Annotated in this window: 8 protein-coding genes; 4 read left to right on the top strand and 4 right to left on the bottom strand. The window is 73.2% G+C overall.

Going from position 1 to position 13,575, the window contains the following annotated elements; translation table 11 throughout:
* Positions 1–50: 50 nt before the first annotated feature.
* Positions 51–992, bottom strand: a complete 942-nt coding sequence (locus JE024_RS26360) for a PAC2 family protein (RefSeq protein WP_205375967.1) — start codon at positions 990–992, stop codon at positions 51–53.
* Positions 993–1,233: 241 nt separating this feature from the next.
* Between JE024_RS26360 and JE024_RS26355 the strand changes: the two genes are divergently transcribed.
* On the top strand, positions 1,234–2,202 hold the full coding sequence (locus JE024_RS26355) for a right-handed parallel beta-helix repeat-containing protein (protein ID WP_205375966.1): 969 nt from the start codon (positions 1,234–1,236) through the stop codon (positions 2,200–2,202).
* A 106-nt stretch (positions 2,203–2,308) separates the two neighbouring features.
* On the opposite strand, the gene rpsA is transcribed toward JE024_RS26355, so the two are convergent.
* The gene (rpsA, locus tag JE024_RS26350) at positions 2,309–3,805 is read right to left on the bottom strand and encodes a 30S ribosomal protein S1 (protein ID WP_187739947.1); all 1,497 of its coding nucleotides are present in this window, start codon (positions 3,803–3,805) and stop codon (positions 2,309–2,311) included.
* Between the two features lie 350 nt (positions 3,806–4,155).
* Here rpsA and JE024_RS26345 point away from each other — a divergent pair, with 350 nt between their 5' ends.
* Together JE024_RS26345 and JE024_RS26340 are read left to right on the top strand one after the other, a co-directional pair.
* The gene (locus JE024_RS26345; RefSeq protein WP_205375965.1) at positions 4,156–4,974 is read left to right on the top strand and encodes a class I SAM-dependent methyltransferase; all 819 of its coding nucleotides are present in this window, start codon (positions 4,156–4,158) and stop codon (positions 4,972–4,974) included.
* Positions 4,975–5,183: 209 nt separating this feature from the next.
* Positions 5,184–7,808: an ATP-dependent RNA helicase gene (locus JE024_RS26340; RefSeq protein WP_205375964.1), complete on the top strand. Its 2,625-nt coding sequence runs from the start codon at positions 5,184–5,186 to the stop codon at positions 7,806–7,808.
* Between the two features lie 277 nt (positions 7,809–8,085).
* Here the strand turns inward: JE024_RS26340 and JE024_RS26335 are convergent, their stop codons facing one another.
* Entirely contained in the window at positions 8,086–9,810 is a 1,725-nt protein-coding gene (locus JE024_RS26335; protein WP_205375963.1) for a lytic transglycosylase domain-containing protein, read from the bottom strand.
* Positions 9,811–10,040: 230 nt separating this feature from the next.
* Here JE024_RS26335 and JE024_RS26330 point away from each other — a divergent pair, with 230 nt between their 5' ends.
* Positions 10,041–10,949: a DUF4184 family protein gene (locus JE024_RS26330; RefSeq protein ID WP_205375962.1), complete on the top strand. Its 909-nt coding sequence runs from the start codon at positions 10,041–10,043 to the stop codon at positions 10,947–10,949.
* Here the strand turns inward: JE024_RS26330 and polA are convergent.
* Positions 10,862–13,570: a DNA polymerase I gene (gene polA, locus JE024_RS26325; RefSeq protein ID WP_205375961.1), complete on the bottom strand. Its 2,709-nt coding sequence runs from the start codon at positions 13,568–13,570 to the stop codon at positions 10,862–10,864. The genes JE024_RS26330 and polA overlap by 88 nt on opposite strands.
* Between the last annotated feature and the right edge of the window lie 5 nt (positions 13,571–13,575).

Here is a 13,575-nt window from a genome sequence, read left to right as displayed (position 1 = left end):
CGCCGGCTCCGCCGGGAGAGGGCGGAGGACGGCGGACGCAGCCTAGCCGATCAGCCGGAGTCGCCTTCGCGCTCCGCCAGGAAGCGCTCGAACTCGAGGCCGATCTCGTCGGCGGAGGGCAGGTCGACGGGCTCGGCCACCAGGCTGCCCCGGGTCTCGGCCCCGGCGACTGCGTCGTACTGGTGCTCCAGCCCCTGGACGAGCGCGATCAGTTCCTCGTCGCCCTCGCCGATCTGCCGCTCGATCTCCGTCTGGGTCCGGTGGGCGGCGGTACGCAGGGCATGGGCGATGCCGGGCAGCACCAGTCCCGTCGCGGCCGTGATGGCCTCCAGGGCGGTGAGCGCGGCGTCCGGGTAGGAGGAGCGCGCGACGTAGTGGGGGACGTGCGCGGCCACGCCGAGCACGTCGTGCCCCGCCTCCATCAGCCGGTACTCGACGAGCGCCTCGGCACTGCCGGGCACCTGCGCCTCGTCGAACGGGCTGCGGTGGCCCGGCACGAGGTCCGTGCGGTTGCCGTGCGGGGTGAGCCCGACGGGCCGGGTGTGCGGCACGCCCATGGGAATGCCGTGGAAGTTGACGGCCAGCCTGACCCGCAGGCGTTCTGCGATCTGGCGGACCGCGGCCGCGAAGCGCTCCCACTCGACGTCCGGCTCGGGGCCGGACAGCAGCAGGAAGGGCGCACCGGTGGCGTCCTGGACGAGCCGGACCTCCAGCGTCGGGGTGTCGTAGGCGGCCCAGCGGTCACGGCGGAAGGTCAGCAGCGGCCGGCGGGCACGGTAGTCCACCAGCTTGTCGTGGTCGAAGCGCGCCACCACCTGGTGCGGAAGCGAGTCCAGTACGTTCTCGACGATCTGCTCGCCGGTCTCTCCCGCGTCGATGTAGCCCTCGAAGTGGTACAGCATGACGAGGCCCGCCGACTCCTGCGCGAGCGCCGTGTCGACGACCGCGAGCCCCTTCGGGTCCCATTCGTACAGCCCCTGCGGATCATCCACGGTTACCGCTCCTCCTCGTGTCCAACAGACGTAACACCTGGTCGGGGCCGCGCATTCCCGGGACGCGAGCCGAACACCCGCCGACGGGCGGCGGGTTCGGGCGGGGCGGCACGGGCCTCCCGCTCTGGTCTAGACCTTGACACCCCCACGGGGTGTCCTTACCGTCTCGGAGCAGCACACATTCACGGACGCGCCCTCTGTTCATGTACGAGAACTCTCGAACCGACAGGAAGGCACCCCCATGCGCACCCGAGACCTGCTCCCCCTGCTCCTCGCCCCCGCCCTCGCGGTCGCCGGTCCGGTACTGACCGCGCCTGCTGCCACGGTGTCCACGGCGTCCGCGGTCATCGACGTGGACACCGCGGCGGAGCTCAAGTCGGCTCTGGCGGCGGCCCGGCCGGGCGACACCATCCAGCTCGCCGACGGCACCTACACCGGAAACTTCAAGGCCACGGTCGACGGCACGTCCGCTTCCCGCATCACCCTGACCGGCTCGTCACGAGCGGTGCTGAAGGCCGGCGGCGGCTACGGGCTGCACCTCAACGGCGCCTCGTACTGGACCGTCCGCGGTGTCACCGTCACAGGCGGCCAGAAGGGCATCATGACGGACGCGGCCGACAACGTGATCATCGAGTCGGTCACCGTGCACGGCCTGGACATGGAGGGGATCCACTTCCGCACGTCCAGCCGCGACGGCATCGTCAGGAACTCGCGCATATACGACACCGGCAACGACGGCCGGGGCATGGGCGAGGGGATCTACGTCGGCTCGGCCGGCGGTACGTCCGACCGCAGCGACAACGCCCAGATCATCGGCAACGTCATCGGCCCGGACGTCGGCGGCGAGGCGGTGGACATCAAGGAGGGGACGACCGGGGCGAGGATCATCGGCAACACCTTCGACGGGCGGGGCCTGACCGGGGCGAACTACGACGACTCCTGGGTCGACGTGAAGGGCAACGGCGTCCTCGTCGAGAACAACACCGGGAAGAACACCACGAACAACGGCTTCGAGACGCACACACAGCAGAGCGGCTGGGGCTGCGGGACCGTCTTCCGCGGCAACCGCTCCGACCTGAGCGGGGCGAGCGGCGCGAAGCAACTCGCCGTGTACGTCACCAACCAGAGCGCCGGCTGCACCACGACCGTCCACGCGAGCAACACGGTCACCGGCGGCAAGGGGCTGACGAACATCGCCGTCACGCCCTGACCGGGCGGCGCTCCCGTCGCCCCCTGTGCGTAAACGGCACAAGGCCCGCCCCCCGAAGGGAGCGGGCCTTGTGCGTCAGCTGCTGTGACAGCCCGGGATCAGAGCGTCAGCTCTGGCCGCCGGCCAGCTTCTCGCGCAGCGCGGCGAGCGCCTCGTCCGACGCCAGGGCGCCGGAGTTGTCGTCCGACTCCGAGGAGTAGGAGCCGCCACCGGCGGGCGCGGCGGCCGGAGCGGCGGCGCCACCCTCGGCAGCAGCGGCCTCGTCGGCCTCGCGGGACTTGATGACCTGGGCCTGGTGCTGCTCGAAGCGCTGCTGCGCCTCGGCGTACTGCGTCTCCCACGCCTCACGCTGGGTCTCGAAGCCCTCGAGCCAGTCGTTGGTCTCGGGGTCGAAGCCCTCGGGGTAGATGTAGTTGCCCTGGTCGTCGTAGGACGCGGCCATGCCGTACAGGGTCGGGTCGAACTCGACCGAGGCCGGGTCGGCACCGAAGGACTCGTTGGCCTGCTTCAGCGAGAGGCTGATGCGGCGGCGCTCGAGGTCGATGTCGATGACCTTGACGAAGATCTCGTCGTTGACCTGGACGACCTGCTCCGGGATCTCCACGTGGCGCTCGGCCAGCTCGGAGATGTGGACCAGACCCTCGATGCCCTCGTCCACGCGGACGAACGCACCGAACGGAACCAGCTTGGTGACCTTACCCGGGACGACCTGACCGATCTGGTGCGTCCGGGCGAACTGCTGCCACGGGTCCTCCTGCGTCGCCTTCAGCGACAGGGAGACACGCTCGCGGTCCATGTCCACGTCGAGAACCTCGACGGTGACCTCCTGGCCGACCTCGACAACCTCGGACGGGTGGTCGATGTGCTTCCAGGACAGCTCGGAGACGTGCACGAGACCGTCGACGCCACCCAGGTCCACGAAGGCACCGAAGTTGACGATCGAGGAGACGACGCCGGACCGGACCTGACCCTTCTGCAGGGTGGTGAGGAACGTCTGGCGGACCTCGGACTGGGTCTGCTCCAGCCAGGCACGGCGGGACAGGACCACGTTGTTGCGGTTCTTGTCCAGCTCGATGATCTTGGCCTCGAGCTCCTTGCCCACGTAGGGCTGGAGGTCGCGGACACGGCGCATCTCGACGAGGGAGGCCGGCAGGAAGCCACGGAGGCCGATGTCGAGGATGAGACCACCCTTGACGACCTCGATGACGGTACCGGTGACGATGCCGTCCTCTTCCTTGATCTTCTCGATGGTGCCCCAGGCACGCTCGTACTGGGCGCGCTTCTTCGAGAGGATCAGGCGGCCTTCCTTGTCCTCCTTCTGGAGAACAAGGGCTTCGATCTCGTCGCCGACCTTGACGACCTCGTTCGGGTCGACGTCGTGCTTGATCGAGAGCTCGCGGCTCGGGATGACACCTTCGGTCTTGTAACCGATGTCGAGCAGGACCTCGTCCCGGTCGACCTTCACGATGACGCCGTCGACGATGTCGCCGTCGTTGAAGTACTTGATCGTCTCGTCGATCGCGGCGAGGAAGGCTTCCTCGTTACCGATGTCGTTGACCGCAACCTGCGGGGTGGTGGCGGTGGTCTCGGTGCTGCTCGTCATGTGGGAAAGGGCTCCGGTACGGACATTGAAGTCGTAGGTACTGCTACGCCGAGAGCCCGTATCGCAGCTGCAGAAGCCGGACAGCTTAGGAAGCGCCGACCGGGAGAACCCGGGGCGCCTCGTGAACCGAGGGATACATACAGATGCGAGCGCGGCCTGCTCCGTCTGAGGCGCGCAGGCCCGCAGCGCAACTTGTAGCATACGGGGGCAGCCGGACAGGGTCAATGCGCGAAGCCGCCCACCCGGGGTGGAAGTCCGCAATCCCGGCACAACTAATGTCTTCCGAGGCCACGATGGCCCCGTCCGGGCCGTCCGTGGCGCGGGGTACGCAAACTACAACGACGGTGACCATGAGCCAAGATGTTGAACCGGAAGCGACCCGCCGTGACGCCGGGGACGCGGAGAGCAGCCGGGCGAACCGCGGCTGGTGGGACCGGAACGCGGACGAGTACCAGCAGGACCACGGCACCTTCCTCGGCGACGACCGGTTCGTCTGGGGCCCCGAGGGCCTCGACGAGGCCGAGGCCGCGCTGCTCGGGCCGGCGTCCTCACTGAAGGGGCTGCGCGTCCTGGAGATCGGCGCCGGCGCCGCGCAGTGCTCGCGCTGGCTGGCCGCGCAGGGCGCGATGCCGGTGGCCCTCGACCTCTCGCACCGGCAGCTCCAGCACGCCCTGCGCATCGGCGGGGACCTCCCGCTCGTCCAGGCGGACGCCGGGACGCTGCCCTTCCGGGACGGGACCTTCGACCTCGCCTGCTCCGCCTACGGCGCCGTGCCGTTCGTGGCCGATCCCGTCAGGGTCTTCCGCGAGGTGCGGCGGGTGCTCAGGCCCGGCGGCCGGTGGGTGTTCTCGGTGACCCATCCGCTGCGGTGGGCCTTTCCCGACGAGCCGGGCCCCGAGGGGCTGTCCGTCTCGGCCTCCTACTTCGACCGGACCCCCTATGTCGAACAGGACGAGGAGGGCCGCGCGGTCTACGTCGAGCACCACCGCACCCTGGGCGACCGGGTGCGCGACGTGGTGGCGGGCGGCTTCCGCCTGGTGGACCTGGTCGAGCCGGAGTGGCCGGCGTGGAACGGACAGGAGTGGGGCGGCTGGTCGCCCCTGCGCGGGAACCTGATCCCGGGCACGGCGATCTTCGTCTGCGAGCGCGACGGGTCCGCCGCCGCCTGAGGGGCGCGGCCCGCCCCCGGGCCCCCGCCCGGCACGGCTGGTCGCCCGCCGGGGCCCCGCCCGGAACGGCTGGTCGCCACCCGGGACGCCTCCCGGAGACGGGGCGGCACGTCTCCCGAACGGGCGCTTCCGGTCGTACGAGACGATGAACGGTCGCGCCTGTGGACGGGCCGGAGACGGCATCGCCCGCACCGTACGAGACTGAGGCCGTGATCCGAACCGACGCTCTCGACCGTCTCCCCGTCCGTCACGCCGTTCCCGGACTGCTGTCCGCGCTCGGCGACCGCGGTGCGGCCGTCCTCCACGCTCCGCCCGGCACCGGCAAGACCACACTGGTGCCGCTGGCCCTGGCCGGGCTCATAGGACAGGGAGACAGGCACCGGGTGCTGGTCGCGGAGCCCCGCAGGATGGCCGTGCGCGCGGCCGCGCGCAGGATGGCGTGGCTGCTCGGGCAGGACGTCGGCGACGAGGTCGGCTTCTCGGTGCGCGGCGAGCGGCGGGTGGGGCCGCGCACACGTGTCGAGGTGGTGACGACGGGCGTCCTCCTCCAGCGGCTGCAGCGCGATCCGGAGCTGCCCGGCGTGGACACGGTCCTGCTCGACGAATGCCACGAGCGGCACCTCGACGCCGACACGGCCCTGGCCTTCCTGATGGACGTCCGCTCCGCCCTGCGGCCGGAGCTCCGGCTGGTGGCCGCCTCCGCGACGACCGACGCCGGGACCTGGGCCGCCCTGCTGGCAGGCCCCGACGGCACCGGGCCCGTCCCCGTCGTCCGCAGCGAGGGCCAGGGGCACGGCGTCGAGACCCACCACGCCCCGCCGCCGAGCGGTGTCCGGCCCGCCCACGGCACCTGGGTCGACCCGGCGCTGCTGCGGCACGTCGCGGCGACGGTCCGGCTGGCGCTAGCCCGGCACGAGGGCGACGTGCTCTGCTTCCTTCCCGGCACCGGCGAGATCGCGCGCACCGCCGGGATGCTCGACGGGGTGGCGGCGGAGGTGCTGCAACTGCACGGCCGGGCACCCGCGGCCGTGCAGGACGCGGTGCTGCGGGGCGGCTCGGGCCGGCGGGTCGTGCTCGCGACCTCGGTCGCCGAGTCGAGCCTGACGGTGCCGGGCGTGCGGGTGGTGGTCGATTCCGGTCTCGCCCGGGAGCCCAGGGTCGACCACGCCCGGGGGCTGGGTTCACTGGCCACGGTGCCCGTCTCGGCGGCGGCGGCCGCCCAGCGGGCCGGCCGGGCGGGCCGCGAGGCGCCCGGCACGGTGTACCGCTGCTGGCAGACGGCCGACGACGCCCGGCGTCCCGCGTACCCGTCCCCGGAGATCGCGATCGCCGATCTGACGTCCTTCGCCCTGCGCGCGGCGTGCTGGGGCGACCCCGGCGCGTCGGGGCTGTCGCTGCCGGACGCACCGCCGCCGGGCGCGATGGTGGCCGCCCGGTCGGTGCTGACCGCGATCGGCGCCGTCGACGCCGAAGGTCGCGCCACACCGCGCGGGGAGCGGATGAGCCGGATCGGTGTGCACCCCCGGCTGGCCAGGGCCCTGCTGGACGCCGCGCCCCGGCTGGGGGCCCGGCGGACGTCAGAGCTGGTCGCCCTCCTCGGTGAGGAGCCGCCGCGGGAGTACGGGGACGATCTCGCGGCGGCCTGGCGCGCGGCGCGCCGGGGCGGCGACGCGTACAGCGCGCGCTGGAGCGCCGAGACGAGGCGCCTGGCGGCGGCCCTGGCCGGCGGGAACGACGCGGCGGCGGCCCGGGAGCCGGGGCGTCCCGGCCGGGGCGAGGGCGGGGCGGGCGACGGCCGGAGGGGTGGCGGCACGGGCGGTGCGGCCGGCGGCGCGGCGGCTCTCGGCGACGACGCGGCGGCGGGGCTGGTGGCCGCGCTGGCCTTCCCGGAACGGGTGGCACGGGCCCGGGGCGAGCGGTCGTTCCTGATGGTGTCGGGCACCGGGGCGGAGCTCGGTGAGACGTCGGCGCTGCGGGGTGTCCCGTGGCTGGCGGTCGCCGTCGCGGACCGGCCGGCGAGCGCCGCATCGGCCCGGGTGCGGCTGGCGGCGGCGGTGGACGAGGAGAGCGCCCGCGCGGCCGCGGGGCATCTGCGGACCGAGGCGGAGGAGGTCCACTGGGAGGACGGGGACGTCGTCGCACGGCGGGTGGAGCGGCTGGGCGCCGTGGAGCTGGCGGCACGGCCACTGAAGAACGCGGACCGGGGGCTCGTCCGGCAGGCGCTGCTGGAGGGGCTGCGGCGGGAGGGGCCGGACCTGCTGCTGTGGACGCGCGAGGCGCGGGGGTTGCGCGACAGGCTGGCGTTCCTGCACCGGGTGGTGGGCGCGCCGTGGCCCGACGTGTCGGACGAGGCACTGCTGGCACGGGCGGACGACTGGCTGGAGCCCGAGCTGTCCCGGGCGGGGCGGCGTTCGGACCTCGGCAGGGTGTCCGCGGGCGAGGCGCTGCGCCGGCTGCTGCCCTGGGCGACCGGGGAGGCGGCCCGCCTGGACGAGCTGGCCCCCGAGCGGATCGAGGTGCCGAGCGGGTCCCGGGTCCGCGTGGACTACGGCGGGGAGCAGCCGGTGCTCGCCGTGAAGGTGCAGGAGTTGTTCGGGCTGCGGGAGACCCCTCGGGTCGCGGGCGCCCCGGTCCTGGTGCACCTGCTCTCCCCCGCGGGGCGGCCCGCGGCGGTCACGGCCGACCTGGGCTCGTTCTGGCGGGAGGGCTACCGGGCCGTGCGCGCCGAGCTGCGCGGCCGCTACCCGCGGCACCCGTGGCCGGAGGACCCGTCGACGGCGGAGCCGACCCGGCACACCAAGGCGCGCCAGAGCCGTCTCACGGGAGGGAGCTGACACCACGTCACCCGCGGGCCAGGGGCGGACGGCGGCGGGCCTGCAGCGGGCATCCGGCGGGCGACGCCCGGGAGCGGCCCCGCGGACGGCGCCCCGGAGCCGGAGAACGGGCAGAGGGCAACTGCCGGGAGCGGCCCCGCAGAAGACCGCCGGCTCCGGTGGAAGCCGCTGAGGCCCCCGCCCGGGAGCAGCCCCAGAACGGCGGCCGCCCCTCCGCCGGCCGGGCGCGGAGAGCGGCCGCGGGGCGCGAGGGGCGGTCGGCGGATGCCGTCCCGGGTCAGCCGGTCGCCGACGGCGACGGGGAGGGGCTGGCCTCCTCAGGCGCTTCGGGCGCTTCGGGCGCTTCGGGTGCCTCGACGGTCACCTTGACGTCGAGGGAGGCGCCGCCCGGCGTGGTGAGACGGAGCAGGAAGGTGCCCGTCGCCTCGCCCGCCGTGAGTTCGGGGAGCTTCAGCAGCCCGCCGGCCCCGGTCCGCAGGGTGAGGGTGCGGACGGCGCCGTCGTCGCCCTGGAAGGACGGGCTCGTGGCGCCGGCCGGCTCTCCGTCCGCGGTGAGGACGGTGACGGTCACGTCCGCGTTGGGCGCCGCGGCTCCCTTGCAGGCGGCCGCGACGGTGAGCCGCTCGGCGAACACGGCGCCGGGGGCGGCGGTGAACGTCGTCTCGTCGGTCCGCTCCAGATGGTCGGCGACCCGCTGGGTCACCGTGGCGACGAGGTCCACGGGGGCGAGGGTGCGCCCGTCGACGGTGGCGCGGACGGTGAAGGTGCCGGTCTTCTCCCCCGCGCGCAGGGCGGGAGCGGTCACCGTGCCGTCGGCGCCGGTCGGGAGGACGATGCTGCTCTTCCCGTCGGGGAAGCGGCTGTCGGTGTCGCCGATGACGGTGAAGCGGACGGCCTGGCGGGCGACGGCCTCGCCGGCGGTGTTCTTCACCTTGACCTTGGCGCGGGCCGTGAACTCCTCGCCCGCGGTGGCCGTCAGCCGGCCGGTGCCGTCGTTCTCGATCCCGGAGACACGCGGCGGGACGCTGGGCGGGGTCGCCTCGCCGGAGCCGCCGCCCGGCGTGGACGGCGGAGGAGTCGACGGGCCGGGGGGGCTTCCCCCGCCCGGATTGCCCGGGGCCGGCGTGGGCGAAGGGCTCGGCCCCGGGGTGGGGCTCCCGCCCGGCACCGTTCCCGCGCTGTCGGGCCCGTTGCCGACGGGCAGCACACCGGCGCCGTCGGGGACCTCGTGGGTGCCGCGCTTGTAGTACTCGAACCAGGAGAGGACGGTGCGCAGGTACTCGCGTGAGTGGTTGTAGCCGAGGATCGCCTTGTCCAGATCCTCCTGCACGGTGAGGTCCCGGCCGCCGTGGCAGAGGTAGCGGCCGGCCGCGAGGGCGGCGTCGTAGATGTTGTTGGGGTCCTTGCGGCCGTCGCCGTTGGCGTCCTGGCCCCAGGTCTGCCAGGTGGAGGGGATGAACTGCATGGGGCCGACGGCACGGTCGTGCACGGTGTCGCCGTCGAAGGCGCCGTTGTCCGTGTCCGAGATGTTCGCGAAGCCGACGCCGTTGAGGACGGGGCCCAGGATCGGCGTGAGCGTGGTGCCGTTGGCGTCGACCCGGCCGCCGCGGGCCTGGCCGGACTCCACCTTGCCGATGGCCGCGAGGAGTTGCCACGGCAGGCGGCAGTCCGGGTCGCTCTCGGCGATGGTCCGCTCGGCCTGCTTGTAGGCGGCGAGGACCGTCGCGGGTATGCCCGCCTCACCGGCTCCGGTGACGGGGGTGCCCACCGCGGCGCCGGCGTTGTCCGGGGTGTTCAGCGGGGGAAGGTCCGTGTAGTAGGGGGAGTTGCCGGTGACCGGCGTGTCGGACGACGGTGTGTTGTCGGTCGCCTCGAGACTGCCGCCGGAGGGCGTCGGGGCGGCCCCGGGTGCCTGTGACGCGGAGAGTGCGGCCACCGCGAGCGCGGCCACGGCGGTGGTTGCCGCCCCCTTGTAGAGCCGGCGGCCGATGTGCGCTGCCATACGTCTGGACCCTCCCCGGTCGGCGGCGTGTCGCGCTCCCCAGGGCGCGGTCTCACGTGACCCTAGTGCAACTCGGGGCCCCGGAACACCGGTCCCTGACCGGTGTTCACCGGTTCGCCACCTATGGGGACGTCCCCGGGGCCGTCCGGATTGCGGAAGCGGAAGGCCTCCGGTGTGTCACGCATACTGGACGCGCCGACCGCGTCGATCGTCACAGGGGGCCTGCCGGGATGCCGTTCACTCTCAGTCATGCGGCGGCCGTGCTGCCCGGCGTCCGCAGGGACGGAACGGCCCGCGGCCCCCTGCTGGCCTCGGCGCTCGTGCTCGGTTCGCTCGCCCCCGACATGACGTACTTCGCGGCGAGTTTCGTGCCCGGGGCCATGGAGTTCGGGACGGTGACCCACGGGCCGCTGGGTGTGCTCACCGTGGACGTGGCGGTGACGGCGCTGCTCGTCGCGCTCTGGCTGCTGGTGCGCGACCCGCTGGTGGCGCTGCTGCCGCGGACGTGGCGGGGCAGGGTCCACCCGGTCCTGCGGGGAAGCGCCTGGGGCACCCGGCCGCTGCCCGCGGTGGTGTTCTGGTTCTGGGTGTCCGCGGTGCTCGGTGCGACGACCCATGTGGTGTGGGACGCGTTCACCCATATCGACCGGTGGGGCGTGCGCCTGGTGCCCGTCCTGGACGAGACCGTGGCCGGCTTCCCTCTCTACACGTTCACGCAGTACGGCAGTTCGGCGGTGGCGCTGGTGGCGCTGGTGTGGTTCGCGGCCTCGGCGCTGCGGCGGGCCGAGCCCACCGGGGCTCCGTCGCTGCCGGTGCTCCGCCCGGGTGCCCGGCGTGCGGGGTGGGCGCTGATCGCGCTGTGCGTGCTCGGCGGCACCGCCCACCGCTGCCTTCGCTGGTACCAGTACTGGGGTGCCGTCGAGACGCCGCTCGACATCATCCCGACGGCCTGCTTCGGCGCGGGCGCCGGGCTCGCCGCGGGCCTGGTGCTGTACGCGGCGGCGGTACGGCTCGGGGCGGGGGCCGTGGTGCCCCCGCCCGTGCCGGACGCTCAGTGCGCGGCGGACTCCCAGTCGGGGCCCACGCCCACCGAGACGTCCAGCGGTGCCCGCAGTTCGACGGCGGACGACATCTCCTGACGCACCAGCGCCTCGACCTGCTCGCGCTCGCCCGGGGAGACCTCCAGCACGATTTCGTCGTGGACCTGGAGCAGCAGCCGTGACTGCAGCTTCGCCTCCGTCAGCGCCCGGTCCACCTGGAGCATGGCGACCTTGACGATGTCGGCCGCGGTGCCCTGGATGGGGGCGTTCAGCGCCATCCGCTCGGCGGCCTCCCGGCGCTGCCGGTTGTCGCTGTTGAGGTCGGGCAGGTAGCGGCGGCGGCCGAGCATGGTGGCCGTGTAGCCCGTCGCCCGGGCCTCCTCGACGACACGGTGCAGATAGTCGCGCACCCCGCCGAAGCGCTCGAAGTAGGTGTCCATCAGCACCCGGGCCTCGGCGGGCTCGATGCTGAGCTGCTGGGAGAGGCCGAAGGCGGAGAGCCCGTACGCGAGCCCGTAGGACATGGCCTTGATCTTGCGGCGCATCTCCGCGTCGACGGCGGACCGCTCCACGGCGAACACCTGGGAGGCGACGGTGGTGTGGAGGTCCTCGCCGGAGGTGAAGGCCTCGATCAGCCCCTCGTCCTCCGACAGATGGGCCATGACGCGCAGCTCGATCTGGCTGTAGTCGGCGGTCATCAGCGACTCGAAGCCCTCGCCGACGACGAAGCCCCGCCGGATCGCCCGGCCCTCGTCCGTGCGGACGGGCACGTTCTGCAGGTTGGGATCGGTGGAGGAGAGGCGGCCGGTCGCGGCGACGGTCTGGCTGAAGGTGGTGTGGATCCGGCCGTCGGCCGCGACCGTCTTGATCAGCCCCTCGACCGTGGAGCGCAGCCGGGCCTGCTCCCGGTGGCGCAGCATGATGACGGGCAGCTCGTGGTCCGTCTGGCCGGCCAGCCAGGCGAGGGCGTCGGCGTCCGTCGTGTAGCCGGTCTTCGTCTTCTTCGTCTTGGGCAGGTTGAGCTCGCCGAAGAAGACCTCCTGGAGCTGCTTGGGCGAGCCGAGGTTGAACTCGTGGCCGACGGCGGCGTGCGCCTCCTTGACCGCCTGCTGCACCGCGCCCGCGAACTGCTGCTCCATCGCCTCCAGATGACCGCGGTCGGCGGCGATGCCGTGCCGCTCCATCCGGGCGAGCAGCAGCGAGGTGGGCAGTTCCACGTCGTGCAGCAGTTCCGTGGCGCCGACCTCGGTGAGCCTCTCGCCGAGGGCGTCGCCGAGGTCGAGGACGGCGCGGGCCTGCGCCATCAGCGCGTCGGCTTCCGCGTCCTCGTCGGCGCCGAAGGCGAGCTGGCCGTCGGCGGCGGCCGGGGCCAGCTCGCGGTGCAGGTACTCGACGGAGAGGGCGTCCAGCGCGAAGGACCGGCGGCCGGGCTTGACCAGGTACGCGGCGAGCGCCGTGTCCATGGTGATCCCGTCGATCCGCCAGCCGTGCTCGGGGAACACCCGCAGGGCGTCCTTGGCGTTGTGCATGGTCTTGGGGCGGGCCGGGTCGGCGATCCACTCGGCGAAGGCACGCTCGTCGTCCTCGCCCAGGGTCGTGGTGTCGAACCACGCGGCCTTGCCGTCCGCTCCGGCGAGCGCGATCTCGCTGACGTTGCCGACGCCCAGGGCCCAGCTCGCGACCGTGGCGACACCGAGCGGCTGACCGGCGTGCTCCTCCAGCCAGGGGCCGAGTTCACCGGTGGCGAGGACGCTGCCGTCGAGTTCGACACCGGCGGCCGGCGGCGGCGCCTCCTCCTCCGCGGCACCCGGGTCCACGGCGAGCAGGCGCTCGCGCAGGCTGGGGTTGCGGATCTCCAGGACCTCCAGGAAGCCCTTCAGCGCCGTGCGGTCGTAGGGGGCGCGCTCCAGCTCGGCGACGGCCTTCGGCAGCTCCACGTCGCGCACCAGCTCGGTGAGGTGCCGGTTGAGCTTGACCGACTCCAGGTGGTCGCGCAGCGCCTGGCCGACCTTGCCCTTGACCTCGTCGGCGCGCTCCACCAGCTCGGCGAACGAGCCGAACTGGGAGATCCACTTCGTGGCCGTCTTCTCGCCGACGCCGGGGATGCCGGGCAGGTTGTCCGACGGGTCCCCGCGCAGGGCGGCGAAGTCCGGGTACTGGCGGGGGGTGAGCCCGTACTTCTCCTCGACCTTGGCCGGGGTGAAGCGGGTCAGCTCGGAGACGCCCTTCGTCGGGTAGAGCACCGTGGTGTGCTCGCTGACGAGCTGGAAGGAGTCCCGGTCGCCGGTGACGATCAGCACCTCGAAGCCGGCCGCCTCGGCCTGGGTGGCGAGGGTCGCGATGATGTCGTCGGCCTCGAAGCCGTCGACCGCGAAGCGGACCGCGTTCATCGTGTCCAGGAGCTCGCCGATCAGCTCGACCTGGCCCTTGAACTCGTCGGGGGTCTTGGAGCGGTTCGCCTTGTACTCGGGGAAGTCCGCGGAGCGCCACGTCTTGCGCGAGACGTCGAAGGCCACCGCGAAGTGCGTGGGCGCCTCGTCGCGCAGCGTGTTCGCCAGCATCGAGGCGAAGCCGTAGACGGCGTTGGTCGTCTGGCCGCTCGCCGAGGTGAAGTTCTCCGCGGGCAGGGCGAAGAACGCCCGGTACGCCAGGGAATGCCCGTCCATGAGGAGCAGGCGGGGTCGGTTGTCTGCCGTCTTCTTCGATGCCGTCTCAGCCACGGTCC

Source organism: Streptomyces zhihengii, from assembly GCF_016919245.1.
Lineage (GTDB): Bacteria > Actinomycetota > Actinomycetes > Streptomycetales > Streptomycetaceae > Streptomyces > Streptomyces zhihengii.
Note: the sequence above shows the minus strand (reverse complement) of the source record. Positions and strands in the feature narration are given on the sequence as shown.

What these genes read in the sequence shown, in the direction of transcription:
- JE024_RS26355 (WP_205375966.1), top strand. Translation starts at nt 1,234, where the DNA reads ATGCGCACCCGAGACCTGCTCCCCCTGCTCCTCGCCCCCGCCCTCGCG.
- rpsA (WP_187739947.1), bottom strand. Translation starts at nt 3,805, where the DNA reads ATGACGAGCAGCACCGAGACCACCGCCACCACCCCGCAGGTTGCGGTC.
- JE024_RS26345 (WP_205375965.1), top strand. Translation starts at nt 4,156, where the DNA reads ATGAGCCAAGATGTTGAACCGGAAGCGACCCGCCGTGACGCCGGGGAC.
- JE024_RS26335 (WP_205375963.1), bottom strand. Translation starts at nt 9,810, where the DNA reads ATGGCAGCGCACATCGGCCGCCGGCTCTACAAGGGGGCGGCAACCACC.
- JE024_RS26330 (WP_205375962.1), top strand. Translation starts at nt 10,041, where the DNA reads ATGCCGTTCACTCTCAGTCATGCGGCGGCCGTGCTGCCCGGCGTCCGC.